At 52.2% G+C, this 16,806-nt stretch carries 15 protein-coding genes; 5 read left to right on the forward strand and 10 right to left on the reverse strand.

Features of this window, described 5'->3' with window-relative positions; all coding sequences use genetic code 11:
* Position 1: 1 nt before the first annotated feature.
* The 7 genes from ACLBVC_RS07040 to ACLBVC_RS07070 form a co-directional block, all read right to left on the reverse strand.
* Complete coding sequence (locus ACLBVC_RS07040; protein ID WP_410149037.1) at positions 2–1,051, reverse strand: ABC transporter permease; 1,050 nt, start codon at positions 1,049–1,051, stop codon at positions 2–4.
* Positions 1,051–2,145 (reverse strand): microcin C ABC transporter permease YejB, encoded by a 1,095-nt coding sequence (gene yejB / locus ACLBVC_RS07045; RefSeq protein ID WP_410149038.1) that lies wholly within the window; start codon positions 2,143–2,145, stop codon positions 1,051–1,053. The genes ACLBVC_RS07040 and yejB overlap by 1 nt, the downstream gene beginning before the upstream one ends.
* 10 nt (positions 2,146–2,155) lie before the next feature.
* Entirely contained in the window at positions 2,156–3,961 is a 1,806-nt protein-coding gene (locus tag ACLBVC_RS07050; protein ID WP_410149039.1) for an extracellular solute-binding protein, read from the reverse strand.
* Positions 3,962–4,159: 198 nt separating this feature from the next.
* Positions 4,160–5,743, reverse strand: coding sequence for a cyclic di-GMP phosphodiesterase (locus ACLBVC_RS07055; protein WP_410149040.1), 1,584 nt, complete (start codon positions 5,741–5,743; stop codon positions 4,160–4,162).
* 165 nt (positions 5,744–5,908) lie between these two features.
* Positions 5,909–6,484, reverse strand: a complete 576-nt coding sequence (gene mepS / locus ACLBVC_RS07060; protein ID WP_152324316.1) for a bifunctional murein DD-endopeptidase/murein LD-carboxypeptidase — start codon at positions 6,482–6,484, stop codon at positions 5,909–5,911.
* Between the two features lie 441 nt (positions 6,485–6,925).
* Positions 6,926–7,627 carry a phosphatase PAP2 family protein gene (locus tag ACLBVC_RS07065; RefSeq protein WP_410149041.1) on the reverse strand — a complete coding sequence of 234 codons (702 nt, stop codon included), beginning with the start codon at positions 7,625–7,627 and terminating at the stop codon, positions 6,926–6,928.
* Between the two features lie 52 nt (positions 7,628–7,679).
* Complete coding sequence (locus tag ACLBVC_RS07070) at positions 7,680–8,663, reverse strand: CobW family GTP-binding protein (protein WP_410149042.1); 984 nt, start codon at positions 8,661–8,663, stop codon at positions 7,680–7,682.
* Positions 8,664–8,875: 212 nt separating this feature from the next.
* Between ACLBVC_RS07070 and ACLBVC_RS07075 the strand changes: the two genes are divergently transcribed.
* Together ACLBVC_RS07075 and ACLBVC_RS07080 are read left to right on the forward strand one after the other, a co-directional pair.
* On the forward strand, positions 8,876–9,184 hold the full coding sequence (locus ACLBVC_RS07075) for a hypothetical protein (RefSeq protein WP_410149043.1): 309 nt from the start codon (positions 8,876–8,878) through the stop codon (positions 9,182–9,184).
* Between the two features lie 258 nt (positions 9,185–9,442).
* Positions 9,443–10,174, forward strand: coding sequence for an FCD domain-containing protein (locus ACLBVC_RS07080; protein WP_410149044.1), 732 nt, complete (start codon positions 9,443–9,445; stop codon positions 10,172–10,174).
* A gap of 60 nt (positions 10,175–10,234) precedes the next feature.
* On the opposite strand, the gene ACLBVC_RS07085 is transcribed toward ACLBVC_RS07080, so the two are convergent.
* Positions 10,235–11,704, reverse strand: a complete 1,470-nt coding sequence (locus ACLBVC_RS07085; protein ID WP_410149045.1) for a mannitol dehydrogenase family protein — start codon at positions 11,702–11,704, stop codon at positions 10,235–10,237.
* A gap of 273 nt (positions 11,705–11,977) precedes the next feature.
* On the reverse strand, positions 11,978–12,550 hold the full coding sequence (gene yeiP, locus ACLBVC_RS07090) for an elongation factor P-like protein YeiP (RefSeq protein ID WP_410149046.1): 573 nt from the start codon (positions 12,548–12,550) through the stop codon (positions 11,978–11,980).
* 244 nt (positions 12,551–12,794) lie between these two features.
* Here yeiP and ACLBVC_RS07095 point away from each other — a divergent pair, with 244 nt between their 5' ends.
* Positions 12,795–13,049, forward strand: a complete 255-nt coding sequence (locus tag ACLBVC_RS07095; protein WP_101076044.1) for a YkgJ family cysteine cluster protein — start codon at positions 12,795–12,797, stop codon at positions 13,047–13,049.
* Here the strand turns inward: ACLBVC_RS07095 and ACLBVC_RS07100 are convergent.
* The gene (locus ACLBVC_RS07100; RefSeq protein WP_410149047.1) at positions 13,046–14,260 is read right to left on the reverse strand and encodes a sugar efflux transporter; all 1,215 of its coding nucleotides are present in this window, start codon (positions 14,258–14,260) and stop codon (positions 13,046–13,048) included. The two genes, ACLBVC_RS07095 and ACLBVC_RS07100, sit on opposite strands and share 4 nt — an antisense overlap.
* A 475-nt stretch (positions 14,261–14,735) precedes the next feature.
* On the opposite strand from ACLBVC_RS07100, the gene fruB reads away from it, so the two are divergent.
* The gene (fruB, locus tag ACLBVC_RS07105; RefSeq protein WP_218520781.1) at positions 14,736–15,866 is read left to right on the forward strand and encodes a fused PTS fructose transporter subunit IIA/HPr protein; all 1,131 of its coding nucleotides are present in this window, start codon (positions 14,736–14,738) and stop codon (positions 15,864–15,866) included.
* Positions 15,863–16,798: a 1-phosphofructokinase gene (fruK, locus tag ACLBVC_RS07110; protein WP_056778537.1), complete on the forward strand. Its 936-nt coding sequence runs from the start codon at positions 15,863–15,865 to the stop codon at positions 16,796–16,798. The genes fruB and fruK overlap by 4 nt, the downstream gene beginning before the upstream one ends.
* Positions 16,799–16,806: the final 8 nt, after the last annotated feature.

Raw genomic sequence — 16,806 nt, forward strand, 5'->3', positions numbered from 1 at the left:
CTCAGAGCGCCTCGACGTGTTGTGCTAAAGGATTGAAGGCGTCGCGAACCGCTTCGCCGATGAAAATCAGCAAGGACAGCAGTGACGCGAGTACGACGAACGCACTGATGCCCAGCCACGGTGCCTGCAAATTGTTTTTGCCTTCCATCAGTAATGTACCCAGAGAAGGCGAACCCAGCGGCAATCCGAAGCCCAGGAAATCCAGCAACGTCAGCGTGGTGATGGAGCCGCAAAGAATAAACGGCAAATACGTCAGCGTGGCGACCATCGCATTGGGCAACATATGACGCCACATAATGGCCCGGTCGCTGACGCCCATCGCCTGCGCGGCGCGGATGTAATCAAAGTTGCGGGTGCGCAGGAACTCGGCGCGCACGACGCTGACCAGCGTCATCCAACCCGAAAGCACGGTAATCAGCAACAGCCACCAGAAATTGGGCTGCACCACGCTGGCCAGAATAATGATCAGGAACAGCGTCGGAATGCTGGACCACACTTCAATAAAACGCTGTCCGAGCAGGTCGATAAGCCCGCCGTAATAACCCTGCGTGGCGCCGGCAATAATGCCGATGACCGAGGTCAGGACGGTGAGGAAAATGCCGAAGAACAGCGAAATCCGTAAGCCATAGAGGATCTGCGCCAGCACGTCGTGTCCGTTGCTGTCAGTGCCCAGCCAGTTTTTCGCCGAAGGCGGGGAAGGGAAGGGCTGCGTGGTTGAGAAATTAATCGAGTTATAGCTGCTGCGCACTGGTGCCCAGATGGCCCAGCCGTGATCTTCCAGCTGTTTGAGCACAAACGGATCCTGATAATCCGCGGGCGTTTCCAGCTCGCCGCCAAACGTGGTTTCGCTGTAATTCACCATAAAAGGCACATACCAGTGCCCCTGATAACGCGCCAGCAGCGGCTTGTCGTTGGCGAGAATGTTGGAGAGCAGCACCAGAACCAGCAGAACCATAAAGATCCATAAGGACCAGAATCCGCGCCGGTTTTGGCAAAAACGTGCCCAGCGCGCCTGAGTGACAGTGCTGAGTTTGACGAGTCTCACGGTCATCAGTGACGGCCCTCGAAGTCGATACGCGGGTCAACCAGCGTGTAAGTGATGTCGCTGACGATATTGAGCAGTAAGCCAATCAGCGTGAAAACGTAAAGCGTGCCGAAAATCACCGGAAAGTCGCGCTGGACGATGGCGTCATAGCCCAGCAATCCTAAGCCTTGCAGGGAAAACATGACTTCAATCAGCAGAGAACCTGTGAAAAACATGCTGATGAATGTGGCCGGAAAACCGGCAATCACCAGCAGCATGGCGTTGCGAAAGACATGGCGGTACAAGATCTGCTTTTCGTTCAGACCTTTCGCCCGTGCGGTCACGACGTATTGTTTGCTTACCTCATTCATAAAGGAGTTCTTGGTCAACATGGTCAGCGTCGCGAATCCGCCGATGACCGTCGCCAGCACCGGCAGCGTGACATGCCAGAGGTAATCGGTGATTTTCCCGTACCAAGGCAGCGTGTCGAAGTTTGGTGATGTCAGCCCGCGAAGCGGGAACCAGTCGAGATAACTGCCACCGGTAAACAGAACAATCAGCAAGAAGGCAAACAGGAACGACGGTACGGCGTAACCGATGATAATGAACGAACTGCTCCAGGTATCAAACCGCGAGCCGTTACGCACCGCTTTGCGGATCCCCAGCGGGACCGACACCAGATAAATGATCAGTGTGCTCCACAAACCAATACTGACAGATACTGGCAACGCACTTTTCACCAGTCCCATGACGGTTGAGCCGCGAAACAGGCTGTCGCCGAAATCAAAGCGCACATAATTGGAGAGCATTTCGAAATAGCGGACGTGAAGCGGTTTATCAAAACCAAAGCGATGAGTAATTTCTGCGATAACTTCAGGATCCAGCCCGCGTGCCCCGCGATACTGGCCTTCGCCAAACTGCGCCACGCCGGGTGACGCTTTCCCGTTACCGCTGTTACCGGCAGAATTTGGCAACCCGCTGGATTGCCCCATTTCTATTGCCGCAATGGCCTGATCCACCGGGCCGCCGGGCGCAATCTGCACGATAAAAAAGTTAATGGTGATGATGGCCCAAAGCGTTGGGATCACCAGAAGCAGTCGTCTTAAGAGATAAGCGGCCACATTGTGCTCCTCAACGGCGTTGCGCAGGCAAACGCGCTGCGCGGTTCATATCGTACCACCACGTATCCAGCTCCAGTCCGTTGGCCGGAGCGATCGCAGGCATCGAGAATTTATCCCAATAGGCATAGCGTTCGTGGTGGGTGTACCACATCGGGATCATGTACATATTCCAGGTCAGCACCCGATCCAAAGCATGGCCGAGAGACAGCAGCGCGTCCGGTTTGCCTTGACTGGCAGCAATCTCGTCGGTGAGTTTGTCGATGGCCGGATCGCTCACGCCCGGTTTGTTGTAGGTGGAATCCAGATATTTGGTGTTCCAGTAAATCTGCAAATCGCTGCTCGGGTAAGACATCGCCGGATAAACCGTCGGGATCATGTCGTAATCGCGCTGGCGCATGCGGCGGACAAACTGAGAATTGTCGACTTCACGAATCGACATTTTAATGCCCAGACGCTGCAAATTATGCTGAAACGGCAGGACATACTGCGAGTTACCGCCGCCGGGCAGCAGGAGTTCAAAGGTAAACGGCTTGCCGGTTTTACTGTTGACCAGCACCTGATTTCTGACTTCCCAGCCGGCTTCTTTCAGCAGCGCAGTCGCCTTCAGCAGATTTTCCCGGTCATTGCCGGAGCCGTCCGTGCGCGGTGGCTTGTACAGCGTGCTGAACACTTCAGCCGGAACCTGATTCTTGAGCGGCCCGAGCCACGCCAGTTCCGCCACGTTCGGATAATCTTTCGCGGCGTACTCCGTATTCTGGAAATAACTGTCAACACGCTGATAGGCATCGAAGTAAAGCGCACGGTTCATCCAGTCAAAATCAAAGGCCAGCGTCAGGGCTTCGCGCACCTTGCGGTCGGTAAACTGAGGGCGGTGAATGTTGAACGCCAGCCAGCGTGTATCCTGCGCCGCCTGATTTTCCTCATCGGCCTTCACGATAAAGTTTTTGCTGAAATTCCCGCCCTGATATTGTGTTGACCAGTTCTTTGGCGAGGTTTCCATTCGGAAATCAAATGCACCGGATTTGAAAGCTTCAAGGGCGATGTTATCGTCAAGATAGTAGTCGTAGCGGATCGTATCGAAATTATAACGACCCCGGTTAACCGGCAGATTAGCGGCCCAGTAATCCGGCACGCGTGAATAAGTGATGTACTGGCCGAGCTTATAATCACTGATGCGGTATGGCCCGCTGCCCGGCGGAGGCGTGCTTAGCGGTTCATTGAATTTATGTTTTTCCCAGAATGCTTTCGGCAGGATCGGCAGGCCGAGCAGCCCCAGCATCATGTCCTTGTCGGCTTTCGGCAGCACCATGCGTACCGTCAGTCGCGAAATGGCTTTAACTTCGACACCTTTATACACCACGCGGAACTGCGGAACGCCTTCCGTCATGAATTTCTTGAACGTGAATTCGACGTCGCTGGCGGTGATCGGCGTGTTGTCATTGAAACGGGCGCGGGGGTTGATATCCACTTCGACCCAGCGGTACTGGCTGTCGTAACGAGCGGAGTCGGCAATCAGCGGATAGTAGCTGCCGATTTCATCACTCGATGTCGTGAAAAGCGGGTCATACAGCGATCCGCTGCGCACCGCCGGATTACCGCGGGAAGCAAAACGGTTGAAATTGTCATAAGTGCCGATGGCAGCCAGAGTGATCTGCCCGCCCTTTGGCGCGGCGGGATTGACGTAATCAAAACTGGTGAAGTTTGAGACATATTTCGGTTCGCCTAAAATAGCGAACGCATAGCTGTCTTGTATGACCTCGGCCTGTGCGCTGAGACTCAGCAGGCACAGCGCAACGGCAAACACGCGAGAAAACATCCTGGATCTGCACTCCTGTGGTGACGACAGCATGGCGCGGACATGATTGCCGCAGGCTATTGTTCAGTGGTAATCAATTGATCGCTAAGACCTTGTAACACCAGCCTCAGGTTTCATCCCTGATTTCGGCCTTTTTATCACACTCAGGGGCAGACGGCGAAGAGAAAAATGGAACAAAAGGTACAGCGCTGATACCGATTAAATCTGGTAAGTTGCTTCTTTCTCATTGAAATCGCGAATGAAATTCATTAGTTCACCGATGCCCAGTGGTTTGCTGTACAGATAACCCTGAAGATAGGTGACGCCGTGATTGCGCAGATATTGCGACTGCAACTCGGTTTCAACGCCTTCTGCCACGGTCTTAAGTTTCAGCTCTTCGGTGAGCTTGAGAACGGTATCCAGTACTGGCGCAATCAGCGTTTTCTGGTCAATGGACATCACGAATCCGCGATCAATTTTCAGGTAATCAAGCGTGAATTTTTCCAGATAAATCAGCGCGCTGTGCCCGGTGCCGAAATCATCAATGGCAATCTCAATATTGTGGTGGCGCAGCCAGTTGAATTCCCGCAGCGCACCTTCTGTATCGATCATCCCACGTTCGGTAATTTCGAAAATAACCTGAAACGCGTTCTCCGGTAATGCTTCGATAAAATTCAGCACGTCGTCATGAAAGCTGACCCTGCTCATGTGGTGCGGGGAAATATTGATGCTGAGTTTAGATTTTTCAGGTAACGCGTTTTGCAACTGGTGGGCGTCGGCGGCGACCATCGACATCATATGCTGGGTCAGTTCGACAATCAGACCCTGCGTTTCGGCGTAACCGATAAAGATATCCGGCGGAATGCGGCCTTCAATCGGATGTTGCCAGCGCAGCAGGGCTTCCAGGCCGGTGACTTTCAAACTTCTCGATTCAATGACTGGCTGGTATTCCACAAAGAATTCTTTGTTTTTGATGCCACGAAAAATTTCACGTTCAGCGTTGTGCCGGTTGAGCAGGCTGAAGTAGGTCAGCGCACACACCAGCAGGCTGAGCAGCAATCCGCCGAGCAGGGTGAAACGGATGTTGTCGCCGGTCAGGGAAGGGGAGTACAGGCGCAACGTAAACGGGAGATCGCTGGGGTTCACTTCGGTGAAATGGCTGCGCGGCAACTTACTGACCGGAATCAACCCTTCTTGGGAAGAAATCAGCGCGCTGTCACCGATAAGCAGCGCAAAACCGCGATAGCCTGTGCCGGGCAGTGCAAAAAGCATATATGGCGAGAGAGTCAGTTCCAGCGTGGCAATCACGCCATCGTTCGATGCGCCGGGATTACGCTGCCAGACAATGATCACTGGACGATTGGGGACTGCCGGGGTGCCCATTTGCAAATCAATGCTCATTATTTTATCGAAATCAATATCGTGAAGTGAGCTTGTGGCCGAAATGTTCTGGTTACCGGAAGCAGAAGAACAGAAAACCATGCCGTTGCGCACCAACTGGAAATCGCGGACACCGATACTGAACGCGGCGTCGCGGTTAATTTCACTGGCAACGGAAGGGCAGGATTCGGACGTTAGCAGACCGATTCTGCGCATTGTGTCGGTGAGTTGATGAAAATAGCGGGAACTAAACTCTGAAGTTCTTTCGGCAATCTGCCCCTGCTCTCGTGCATTGTTGGCTTTGATTACGGTCAGCGTGACGATAATAAACAGAATAAAGAACAACACTGAAAAAAGAAGGCTTCGTATCAAATAACGGCGCTTGGGCAATACGGTGTGTGTTAGCGCCGTTCGTAAACCCATGTGTTTTGCCCTTTTTCTCGCGAAAGAAATAAAAGTATAACGTAGATAAAAAACACCAGACCCTTAATACACTTTATTACAGGCATAAAAAAACGCCATCCGGAGATGACGTTTTTTTATTCGCTTGGTATAGGACAACAAGAATTAAATCATGGGGTAACGGAATCAGCCGTTAGCCAGAACTCGTCTTGCTTCGCGGTACCGTTTATTCCAGTAAGTCTCGTTCAGATTCGAAATCATCACACCCGCGCTGGTGGAAGCATGAACGAACTGATCATTACCTAAATAAATTCCGACGTGGCGCCCTGTTGAGCCCGCACCGAACAATACCAGATCACCCGGGCGCAATTTAGAACGCTGGATTTTCTTACCTTTTTCTTCCTGTTCATACGTTGAACGTGGAAGGTCCATACCAAATTGTTCGCGGAATGTTACCTGAACGAACGCTGAGCAATCGATACCACGCTTGCTGTCACCGCCTAACCGATAACGAACGCCTTTCCAGCCAGCGTACTGATCCATAATTTTGGATTTAACGTTGACGTTACGAACCATTGCTTCGAATTCATCCTGAGAGGCTTGCAGTAGAAGACCGTCTTTGTCATTTACTGCACGCATATCAGTTTGTGCGTTTTCTGTGTTCGAAGAATGTGTACCACTACACGCAGAAAGAATAATTGCTGCGCCAATCGCGGGAATCAGCCGCGTGATATATCTCAGAAACGGTTGAGACTTGACCATTATTGTTGTTATCCCTTGCTGTCCTTAACGATGAAATCGTTATTAAAATTACCAAACCAAGCGAGACTACCTGCCGCGATCAGATGGGACAAACACCTAACGGGCAAAATGTGCGTCAGAGCACGTTTTTTCCTTCAAACCGAGTGTTTTTGCCACATTTCTGTGCAGGCGTTTTGGAGATTACCGTAATGAATAAGGGATTGCGAGAGGTTTTACCGGATTTTTTATAAGAAATTGTGATGTAAGCTGATGTAAGTAAAGATGTTAAAAACGATGGGTGATTTTTATGCTAATTTGGGTTAAAACCGCATCACAACCGGGTTTTCAAGCAATAATTTAGCAAAGTATATCTGGGAATTGTCTGGAAAAAAGATCATGCAGAACAAAACGTTCTGCATGATCATAATTAAATTATATGTATGGAAAAATTAGGCTGGTGTATCAGGTATATTTTTTACCAGGGAGTTTTCTCTCCAGCCAGTTAATCAGCAAATCACTGGCGGGCGTCATCAGCCACCAGCTTGCTCCGACTAGCACCACAGACAGTGAACCTACCGCGATATCCGTAAACCAGTGCGCCCCGATCATCACGCGCGGCAGCGAGAAGATGGCGGTGATCACCAGTGCAATCACAAATGCGGTTTTGCTCAGGTAGCGCAACATGAAGCAGGAGAAAATAATCAGCATCATGCCGTGGTCGCCCGGGAAGCTGTCTGCGGACGAATCTTTGGTTGGGATCCCGGTCAGCTGACTGACGCGGTTAACGCCCTCAAAACTCAGCGACGGGCTCTTGTGGCTGACGGGCAGTAAATGCCCGAGCTGATTGAGTACCACAGCGGTGAGCAGCATCACAAAGCCAATAATGACGTAACGACGGCGGCCGGCGGTATCTTGTTTCAGGAAGTAGCTCAGATAGAGCACTCCCATTGCCAGCAAGGAAATCACGTCGAAAGCACGGTTATTGGTCACCGCGACCAGATGCAGGAACCAGGCGTCCGTCGTCAGGTGACGGTTAAAGAAGAAGAAAATCGATTTATCAATCGGGAACCAGAAACCGTGGTTTGCAGGTAAATAGAAAGATAAGAAAAGAGCAACACCTAATACGTTGAGTATCAGGATTGCGGGAATATTTCGGCGCCACATAGCAGGAAGCCCTATTGTTAGCAGGATAAGTATTAATTTAGTCAGCGTTAACTTAGTCGGTTGAACTTAAACGAACCTTCAACAAAGTGGATTGTAATGTGTTCCATTGTGCTTTATCGCGAGTAATCAGCTCAATTCTGCTGTCTAACGGCGCCATTGGTTTGGTTTCAATACTCAGGTCATTACCCTGACGATTTACCAGCAACGTCCCTTCTTTAATACGCAGAATGCCTTTTACGCGGTCGACCGGTGCCAGACGCGCCCAGTCGAGAATACCCGCGGTATCAAATATGGTTTCAGCATCAAAAATCCACCCGCAACTGGTGTAACCGTCGGCCTCGTTCAATGCACGACGCCAGCGCTGTGTTTCCGGCAGGCTCAGAGCGGCCAGCCCGCGCACCGGGGCGTGCGCATGATGATGTTTACCCGAGGGCAATTCGGCCAGATTAAGACGTGGTAAATCGAGCAACGCCGGGTCAATCTCCCCCTGAGAGGCAATCACCAGCTGACGTCCGCCGCCGTTCAGGCTGAACCAGGCTTCCAGTAGCTGATTGTCCTGCGCCTGCGCCACGTCGGACTTATTGGCGACAATGATGTCTGCCGCAGCAAGCTGATCGCGGAAGTTTTCATTATCGATGACGCGCTGATCGCTCAACTGGCGGGGATCCATCAGGCATAACGTTGCGTTGAGCGTCAGCCAGTTTTTGTAAACCTCAGATGTTAATAAAGAAAGGATCTGCTTCGGATGGCCCAGCCCGGTAGGTTCAATCAGCAGACGGTCAGGCTTTGCCTGCTGCAATAACATATTGAGGCCCACCTGCATCGGCAGGCCGTTCACGCAACACATGCATCCGCCGGGAATTTCTTTCAGCACCGCGCCGCTGTCAGCCAGCAATGCCCCGTCAATCCCGACTTCCCCAAATTCATTTACCAATACAGCCCACTTTTCTCCCTCAGGCTTCTGAGCCAGCAAATGGCGCAGCGTCGTTGTTTTTCCGCTGCCCAGAAAGCCGGTAATCAGGTTGGTTTTGGTCATTTTCATGCGTCCTTTAAATAAATTTACACGCCAATGTGCAATGACGACTTAAGAAAATCCAGCATTGTGCCGATGGATAACATGGATTGCTTAGTTTTGATGTCGGGGCACCCAATTATTTTGAGCGGGTAGGTGCTAATTGGTTTAGATGTATTAATGTTAAATGGAAGTTGCGTGAAAATTACAAATGTAAATTTTAAATGAGGTATGCCATGAACAGAATCAAATGTGTGCTGTTTTTGGGAGTCTTGGCCTCAGGGATGATGCAGTACGCCAATGCGGGATCGACCGGAACTATCCATTTTTATGGTGCAATTGTTGAAGGCGGCTGCAACTTTAAAACCGGCGGAAATCAGCTTGTCAGCAACTGTGAACGGGGCGGTGCTAAGGTCACGCAGGCACGTCAGATCAGTGCGACAAATCCACTCTCATTCAGCCTGCCGATGTCTTTAGGCCACGTCACGACGCAACAGGTGAACAACAATCCTCATTTGGCGCTGATGACGGTGTCGTATAACTAAAGCCGCAATAAAAAAGATGAGCATTTCTGATTAGTTCATCACCGGTCATTTTTATCCTGGCATTGCAGGGCAAAGGTGGCCCGACAACTTTGAAAACTGGCTGGCCCAATTTTGATCGGGTCGTCAGTTTTCCCCTCAGGTTCTTCCCCTTTGTGTCCACATGTTATAATTTCCTCTCCTGTATCAGGCATCCGTAGCGCTAAAAATGCGATTTCAGATGTAGGACCAATTTCATAGCATCACCAGCGGGGCGACATTATGCGACTTTATCAGGAGATTGGCGGCCATCTGCGCCGTGATGTCCATACCGGAAAATACGTCCCTGGCGATCGTCTTCCACCGGAACGCGATATTGCTGAATCTTACTCAGTGAGCCGCAGCGTGGTGCGTGAAGCGCTGATTATGCTTGAGCTTGAGAAGGTCGTAGAAGTCCGCAAAGGTTCCGGTGTTTACGTGCTGCACCAGCCTGATGTATTGCCTCAGGAAGACGCTGACAGAGGTTACGGCCCGTTTGAACTGTTGCAGGCGCGGCAGTTGCTGGAAAGCGAAGTGGCGGCATTTGCGGCCATGCAGGCCACCAAAACCGACATTCTGCAAATGCGTGATGCGATTGAGGCGCAGCGAAGCTGCATTGCGCGCGGTGTTTCGGACGATGTTGAAGATCAGCGTTTTCACGCCCTGCTGGCGCAGGCATCGCAAAACAGCGTGCTGGTCAAACTGGTGGATGATTTATGGCAAATCCGTCAGCGCAGCTCAATGTGGGAAGGGATCCATCAGCACGTCGGGGATAAAAACTACAGTCAGATATGGCTTCTTGATCATCAGACTATCCTGCAGGCGGTATTAAGACGCGATGCCAAAGCCGCAAAACAGGCGATGTGGCAGCATCTGGAAAACGTGAAAGATATGCTGCTTAAAGTCTCTGATGCCGATGACCCTTCTTTTGATGGCTTCCTGTTTTCGTCCGTCCCGTCGGAGCTGAACGACTGATCCTGCTCCACAATGAGAAACGGCTGCCGGAGCAGCCGTTTGGTTCTGATTAAACTTAACCTAGCCCACGTACTTCGCAACCGCTTTCTTCGCGCCAATCCTTTGCAGGTCGGCGTAAGCATTCAAGATGGCTTGCACCACTTTTTCTTCCTGTGGCAATTGCTCACCGAATACACCCGTCAGCGCAAGCAGCGCTTTCACACGCGGTTCGCCATCAGCGGTAGATGCAACGATTTCAGCTAAAGTTTCAGCCATCGGATCTTTAATCTCGATTGCCTGACCCGCATCATCCGTTCCGCCGATATAACGCATCCAGCCCGCAACGCCGAGCGCCAGTAACGCGTAAGAACCGCCGTTTTTCACATGCCAGCGGATGGAGTCTAGCATACGCTGGGGAAGCTTCATCGTTCCGTCCATGGCGATTTGCCAGGTGCGGTGTTTGAGTGCCGTGTTGCAGTAACGGGCAATCAGGCTGTCGGCATAAGCGGTGAGATCGACACCTTCTACACTCAGCGTCGGTGCCTGTTCGGACAGCATCAGGCGATGGGCTGCTGCTTTATAATTCGCATCTTCCATGCAATCGTTGATGTGCTGATATCCGGCCAGATAACCAAGATAGGCCAGGAACGAGTGGCTGCCGTTCAGCATCCGCAACTTCATCTGTTCAAACGGCAGAACGTCGGAAACCATCTGCGCACCGGCTTTTTCCCAGTCAGGACGGCCCGCAACAAAGTGATCTTCCACTACCCACTGAATGAACGGTTCGCAGGCAATGCCGCACGGGTCAGTCACGCCGCCCAGCGCTTCGGTGATTTCTTCCAGCGTCTTGTCGGTCGCGGCCGGAACAATGCGGTCAACCATGGTGCTTGGGAAAGAAACATTTTCGGTGATCCATTTTGTCAGTTCTGCGGAGCGGGCTTTCGCCATACCCAGAACGGCGTTTTTGACCACCAGACCATTTTCAGGAATATTGTCGCAACACAGCACTGTAAAGCCAGGCAGGCCGCGTTCATGGCGCAAACGCAGGGCTTCCACTAGCACGCCGGGCGCTGTGCAGGGCGACTGACCACCGGCCAGATCCTGCTGAATTTTTGGATTTTGCAGATCCAGCTCGCCTGAGCCGGGTTCAATGCAATAGCCTTTTTCGGTAATGGTCAGCGAAACGATCGCCACCTGCGGCTCGGTCAGTTTTGCCAGCACGGCATCCAGCCCGTCGATTCCGCCGTGGACCGACTCATGCGCTGAGCCGACGATAATAGCCTGATTCCCTTCAGCACCTTTTTCCAGCACGGTAAAAAGATGGTCCTGCCCGCGTAAGCTTTTGATTAATGACTCATTGCCAAACAGGCTGACTTCACAGATCCCCCAGTCGCCACCTTGCTGATTTAACACCCGGTTGGTCAGCAATGCCTGATGGGCGCGATGGAAAGCGCCAAATCCGAGATGAACAATGCGGCTTTTCAATGCGTCACGATCATAACCAGGTAATGACACTGCTGCTGGCAGGGACGCTGTGGCAATAGTTTTCATGCAATACTCCAGGCAAGTCAGAAATTGAGGAATTGGTCAGGCCAAATTGGGGCTGTTTACCCGTAAGCTGAAAATTATGCTGGATAAAGCGACGATTTAAGCCGAAATCAGGCTGTAGAGTGTAAAGTCATATGATAGAAAGGGGAATTGGTAAGTCCAGACGTCCACTCATTTTGTGATGCAGATCGAGTGTCTGAGATATTTATGATGAGAAATGCAGGGCAAAAAAAAGGAACGCCGTGGCGTTCCCTTCGAAATCTGGAGCGGATGACCTTAGTCAGCGCGGCCCATGTAACGGCGTTCAGCAATATGAATGCGGATTTTGTCGCCGGAGCTCAGATATTCCGGCACCTGAATATTCAGGCCGGTAGCCATCACAGCGGGTTTGGTACGTGAACTTGCAGACGCACCTTTGATGCCCGGCGCGGTTTCAACGATTTCCAGATCCACTGTTTGCGGCATTTCCAGCGCCAGCAGCTGGCTGTCCAGCGTCAGAACCTGCATACCCTGCAAACCTTCTTCCGGGATGAACAGCAGTTCGTCTTCAATCTGCGCTTTATTGAAGGTGTAAGGCGTGAAGTCTTCGTCATCCATAAAGATGTACTCGTCGCCGTCAACGTAGGAGAAATTCACCTTACGGCGGGTCAGGGTTACGGTGTCGAGAATATCATCACCCTTGAAGCGTTCTTCCACTTTGCCGCCGGTACGCACATCGGCGAAACGCATTTTGTACAAAGTGCTGGCACCACGGGCGCTCGGGCTCTGCACATCAATGTCTTTTACCAGCAGCAATTTGCCGTCGTAGTTCACAACGAAGCCGCGTTTAATTTCGTTAGCACGTGCCATATAAATAACCTGTCAGCAGAGAGAATAATAATTTGCGACACGTTACCCGCGCCGCTGATTTCAGGCAAGCAGATAGCGTAAAAAGAGTCGGGAAAACCCGCTTTCTGACGCAATTTTTGTGGTCTGCCAGCCGACATTAAAAATGTTCGATATACAGTGTTAAAGAGTCGTAAATATTTCGCTGGTGGCGCTGTTGCGCGCCTGCTATTGTCGCGCCTCAAAATGAGGCCTGAGGAGGTTGTTAATGGACTGTCGTACCGATTGCGGAGCCTGTTGCATAGCGCCTTCAATTTCCAGTCCTATCCCCGGAATGCCGGATGGCAAACCCGCCAACACCCGCTGCATTCATCTGGCCGATAATTTTCTGTGCCAGATTTTCACCTCGCCGCTGCGACCAAAAGTTTGCGGCAGCCTCCAGGCCAGCCGCGAAATGTGTTTCACACACCGCGATCAGGCGCTGACCTATCTCATCAAACTCGAAGCCGATACTGCGCCTTAAGCTGCGGCTTCCGGCGTTTCTTCCGCTGGCTTATCGACGTTTTTCACATTCCAGATGCACGCAACCGCGCCCACTACCATCACCAGTGCGGCGTAAAACACCGCGTGATACGTCCAGAACTGTGCAATCACGCCCGCCAGAGAACCGGCGAGGATCCAGCCTGCACGGGTCGAGTTAGTGAACAGCGTTGTCGCCGCTCCCGCCTGACCCGGCATTAAATCCTGAAAATACAACATGCCGATACCGGCCAGAATGCCGATGAAAATGGCGTTCAGCAGCTGTAAAGCAATCATCGCTGCCGCGCCCGTCGTGAACAAAATACAGGTGTAGAAAATCACTCCCGCCAGCACGGCAAACCGCATCAGGAAACGCTTACCTAACTGTTTTGCCAGATATCCGGCAATCAGCATGGTCGGGATTTCGAGACAGGCGGCGCTGCCCATCAGCACGCCCGCCAGTTTCTCAGGTAAGCCCAGTTCGCGCACCACGTACAGCGGCATATTAATCAGATAAATACTGTTGGCCGCCCACATCAGGGAACAGGCTATAAACAACATCAGCGTGTCGCGGCGGTTGCGGCGCGGGGCTTCCAGTGTCGCGGTCGTTTTGATGTGGGCTTTAGGCATGGAAGGCAGGAACATCCAGACCATGACGCCACACAGCAGAAACGCCAGCGTGGCGGCGCAATACATGAAAGTAAATCCGAATCCCATCGACAGGGCGAATGCCAGCGGTGGCCCGACAACCCAGGCCAGAGAAACCTGTGCGCGCAAAATAGAGCTGAACATCACGGCTTCGCGCCCGGTTTTTTCGGAATGCTCGCGCGCAAGGGCAAACATTTGCGGGTTGGCGGTTGACCCGAAACTCGACAATAAAACGCCGATAAACAGCAAAATAAAGTAGTTACGGTTGAAGGCGAAGAGGACACACGCCAGCGCGCCCAGAACGCAGCAATACAGGATCAGCGTTTTGCGGTCACCGCGTTTGTCCGACCAGGTCGCCAGCAACTGGCTGACGAAAATACCAATCACTGCGCTGCCGGTAAAGAAGATGCCGACCATAAACGGGCTGACATGTACCTGAGAGGTCAGGAACAGGCTGAGCGTCGGAGTCTGTAAGGCACCGGCAATACCGGTGAGAAAGGCGATGATCAAAAAAGCAGTCGACGTCATGTCGGGTAAGCGGCGGGCTGACGTTGTAGAAATTCGCATTAGATAGCTGAACCAGAGTGAAGAGAAGGGGGACGAAATTTGCGCGAATGTTACGACAGTTTAAAAAAAACAAAAACCGGTTTTGATCATCAAAAATGTAAACCGGAGTGTATTTGCCATACTGAATAATAAAACCGCACATTGTGTTAAAAACAACCCGCTCAGGCATCAGTCTGATCACAGGAGGTCATCAACGTAAACCCCGTCAGCTGACTTCAGCTATTCTCTTTTGGTAGCTTCAGCCTGACTTCAGCATTTGCGTTAAGTCACGGGCTTCTGGGCGTCTTAAAAAAGGAAACTGTGCGTGGCATCAAAAAATTGTTACGCCAAATCAGGGAAAGCTTGATTTAAAAACAGGCCGGATTAAGACTCCTTGAAACGTTTCAGCGTTATCAGTTTCTCTTCTGAAATTCGATGGCGCTCCTTTTTTCTCAGTAAAGCTGAAACGATTCAATTTCAGCAGGAGAGGAGAATTATGTTCCAACTGTCACAGCAAGATATTCATCTCGGTGCGGCTGCCAGCGATAAGCAGGAAGCAATTCGCCAGGTCGCAGCAGCACTGACTCAGGCTGGCCGTGTCAGCGAAGGCTATGTAGACGGCATGTTAGCGCGTGAGCTGCAAACTTCTACATACCTTGGCAACGGCATTGCTATCCCACACGGCACTACCGATACCCGTGATCTGGTGCTTGATACCGGCGTGCAGGTTTTCCAGTTCCCGCAGGGCATCGCGTGGGGCGAAGGTCAGACGGCTTATGTCGTTATCGGCATTGCAGCGCGTTCTGATGAACACCTCGGTTTGCTGCGTCAGCTGACGCACGTCTTAAGCGACGACAGTGTGGCTGAGCGTCTGGCAAAAACAGATTCAGCTGAAGAACTGCGCAGCCTGCTGATGGGCGAGAAAAATGCCGCTGAATTCCTGTTCGATACCCAGCTGATTGCTGTTGATGTGGCGGCGGAAAGCCTGATCACATTGCAGGCGCTGAACGCAGGCCGTCTGCAACAGGTTGGCGCTGTAGATACCGCTTTCGTCAGCGATGTTATCAGCCGTAAACCCCTGAATCTGGGACACGGCATCTGGCTGAGCGACAGTACGGAAGGCAACCTGAAAAGTGCTGCCACCGTCAGCCGCGCGCAGCAGGCGTTTGATCTGGCCGGTGAAAAGGTTTCTATGCTACTGACGATTTCAGTCGCTGACGACCAGCCGCTGGACGTGCTGAATTACCTGAGCGATCTGCTGATTGCTAATAAAGCTGAACGCTTGCTGACGGCGGATGCCGTTGGCGTGCTGGCATTGCTGACCAGCGAAGTCGAAGAGCAAGCCAACGTGCTGACCGCTGAATTCGTTATCCGTAACGAACATGGTCTGCATGCGCGTCCGGGTACGGCATTAGTGAACGTGATCAAACAGTTCAGTAGCGAAATCACCGTGACCAATCTTGATGGCAGCGGTAAACCTGCCAACGGCCGCAGCCTGATGAAAGTCGTGGCGCTGGGCGTGAAAAAAGGTCATCACCTGCGCTTTACCGCCAGTGGTGAAGATGCAGAACTGGCATTAAAAACCATCGGTGAAGCGATTGCCGAAGGTCTTGGGGAGGGCGCATGAGCCGTCGGGTCGCCACAATTACCTTAAATCCTGCATACGATTTAGTGGGCTATGTGCCTGAAATCGAACGCGGTGAAGTCAATCTGGTACAGACCACCGGTCTGCACGCCGCCGGTAAAGGCATCAACGTTGCGAAAGTGCTGAAAGATCTCGGCATCGACGTCACCGTTGGCGGCTTCCTGGGCAAAGAAAATCAGGACGGCTTCCAGTTGCTGTTCAGCGATCTGGGCATTGCTAACCGCTTCCAGGTCGTCAATGGCCGTACGCGCATTAACGTCAAACTGACCGAAAAAGATGGCGAAGTCAGCGACTTCAACTTCTCCGGTTTCAATGTGACGCCAGCTGACTGGGAACGTTTCGTGACGGATTCCCTGTCCTGGCTGGGCCAGTTCGACATGGTTGCCGTGAGCGGCAGCCTGCCAGCGGGCGTTGACCCTGACGCATTCACTGACTGGATGAAACGTCTGCGCGCGCAGTGTCCTTGCATCATTTTCGACAGCAGCCGTGAAGCACTGGTGGCCGGTCTGAAAGCCGCACCTTGGCTGGTTAAACCGAACCGTCGTGAACTGGAAATCTGGGCTGGCCGTAAATTGCCGGAACTGAGTGACGTGGTAGAAGCCGCGCACGCCTTGCGTGATCAGGGAATTGCCCACGTGGTGATTTCTCTGGGTGCTGAAGGCGCGTTGTGGGTTAACGCCTCCGGCGCGTGGATCGCCAAACCGCCAGCCTGTGAAGTTGTCAGCACCGTCGGTGCCGGTGATTCCATGGTCGGTGGCCTGATCTACGGCTTGCTGATGCGCGAATCCAGCGAACATACGCTACGCCTGGCAACGGCTGTTGCCGCACTGGCTGTCAGCCAGAGTAATGTCGGTGTCACCGATCGTCCGCAGCTCGCGGCGATGATGGCCCGTGTTGATCTGAAACCCTTTTAATCCGCAGG

The sequence above is a fragment of the Rahnella selenatireducens genome (genome assembly GCF_046449555.1).
Lineage (GTDB): Bacteria > Pseudomonadota > Gammaproteobacteria > Enterobacterales > Enterobacteriaceae > Rahnella > Rahnella selenatireducens.

What these genes read in the sequence shown, in the direction of transcription:
- ACLBVC_RS07080 (WP_410149044.1), top strand. Translation starts at nt 9,443, where the DNA reads ATGCGACTTTATCAGGAGATTGGCGGCCATCTGCGCCGTGATGTCCAT.
- ACLBVC_RS07050 (WP_410149039.1), bottom strand. Translation starts at nt 3,961, where the DNA reads ATGTTTTCTCGCGTGTTTGCCGTTGCGCTGTGCCTGCTGAGTCTCAGC.
- yeiP (WP_410149046.1), bottom strand. Translation starts at nt 12,550, where the DNA reads ATGGCACGTGCTAACGAAATTAAACGCGGCTTCGTTGTGAACTACGAC.
- fruK (WP_056778537.1), top strand. Translation starts at nt 15,863, where the DNA reads ATGAGCCGTCGGGTCGCCACAATTACCTTAAATCCTGCATACGATTTA.
- ACLBVC_RS07040 (WP_410149037.1), bottom strand. Translation starts at nt 1,051, where the DNA reads ATGACCGTGAGACTCGTCAAACTCAGCACTGTCACTCAGGCGCGCTGG.
- ACLBVC_RS07100 (WP_410149047.1), bottom strand. Translation starts at nt 14,260, where the DNA reads ATGCGAATTTCTACAACGTCAGCCCGCCGCTTACCCGACATGACGTCG.
- ACLBVC_RS07070 (WP_410149042.1), bottom strand. Translation starts at nt 8,663, where the DNA reads ATGACCAAAACCAACCTGATTACCGGCTTTCTGGGCAGCGGAAAAACA.
- ACLBVC_RS07055 (WP_410149040.1), bottom strand. Translation starts at nt 5,743, where the DNA reads ATGGGTTTACGAACGGCGCTAACACACACCGTATTGCCCAAGCGCCGT.
- ACLBVC_RS07065 (WP_410149041.1), bottom strand. Translation starts at nt 7,627, where the DNA reads ATGTGGCGCCGAAATATTCCCGCAATCCTGATACTCAACGTATTAGGT.
- fruB (WP_218520781.1), top strand. Translation starts at nt 14,736, where the DNA reads ATGTTCCAACTGTCACAGCAAGATATTCATCTCGGTGCGGCTGCCAGC.
- ACLBVC_RS07075 (WP_410149043.1), top strand. Translation starts at nt 8,876, where the DNA reads ATGAACAGAATCAAATGTGTGCTGTTTTTGGGAGTCTTGGCCTCAGGG.
- ACLBVC_RS07085 (WP_410149045.1), bottom strand. Translation starts at nt 11,704, where the DNA reads ATGAAAACTATTGCCACAGCGTCCCTGCCAGCAGCAGTGTCATTACCT.
- ACLBVC_RS07095 (WP_101076044.1), top strand. Translation starts at nt 12,795, where the DNA reads ATGGACTGTCGTACCGATTGCGGAGCCTGTTGCATAGCGCCTTCAATT.
- mepS (WP_152324316.1), bottom strand. Translation starts at nt 6,484, where the DNA reads ATGGTCAAGTCTCAACCGTTTCTGAGATATATCACGCGGCTGATTCCC.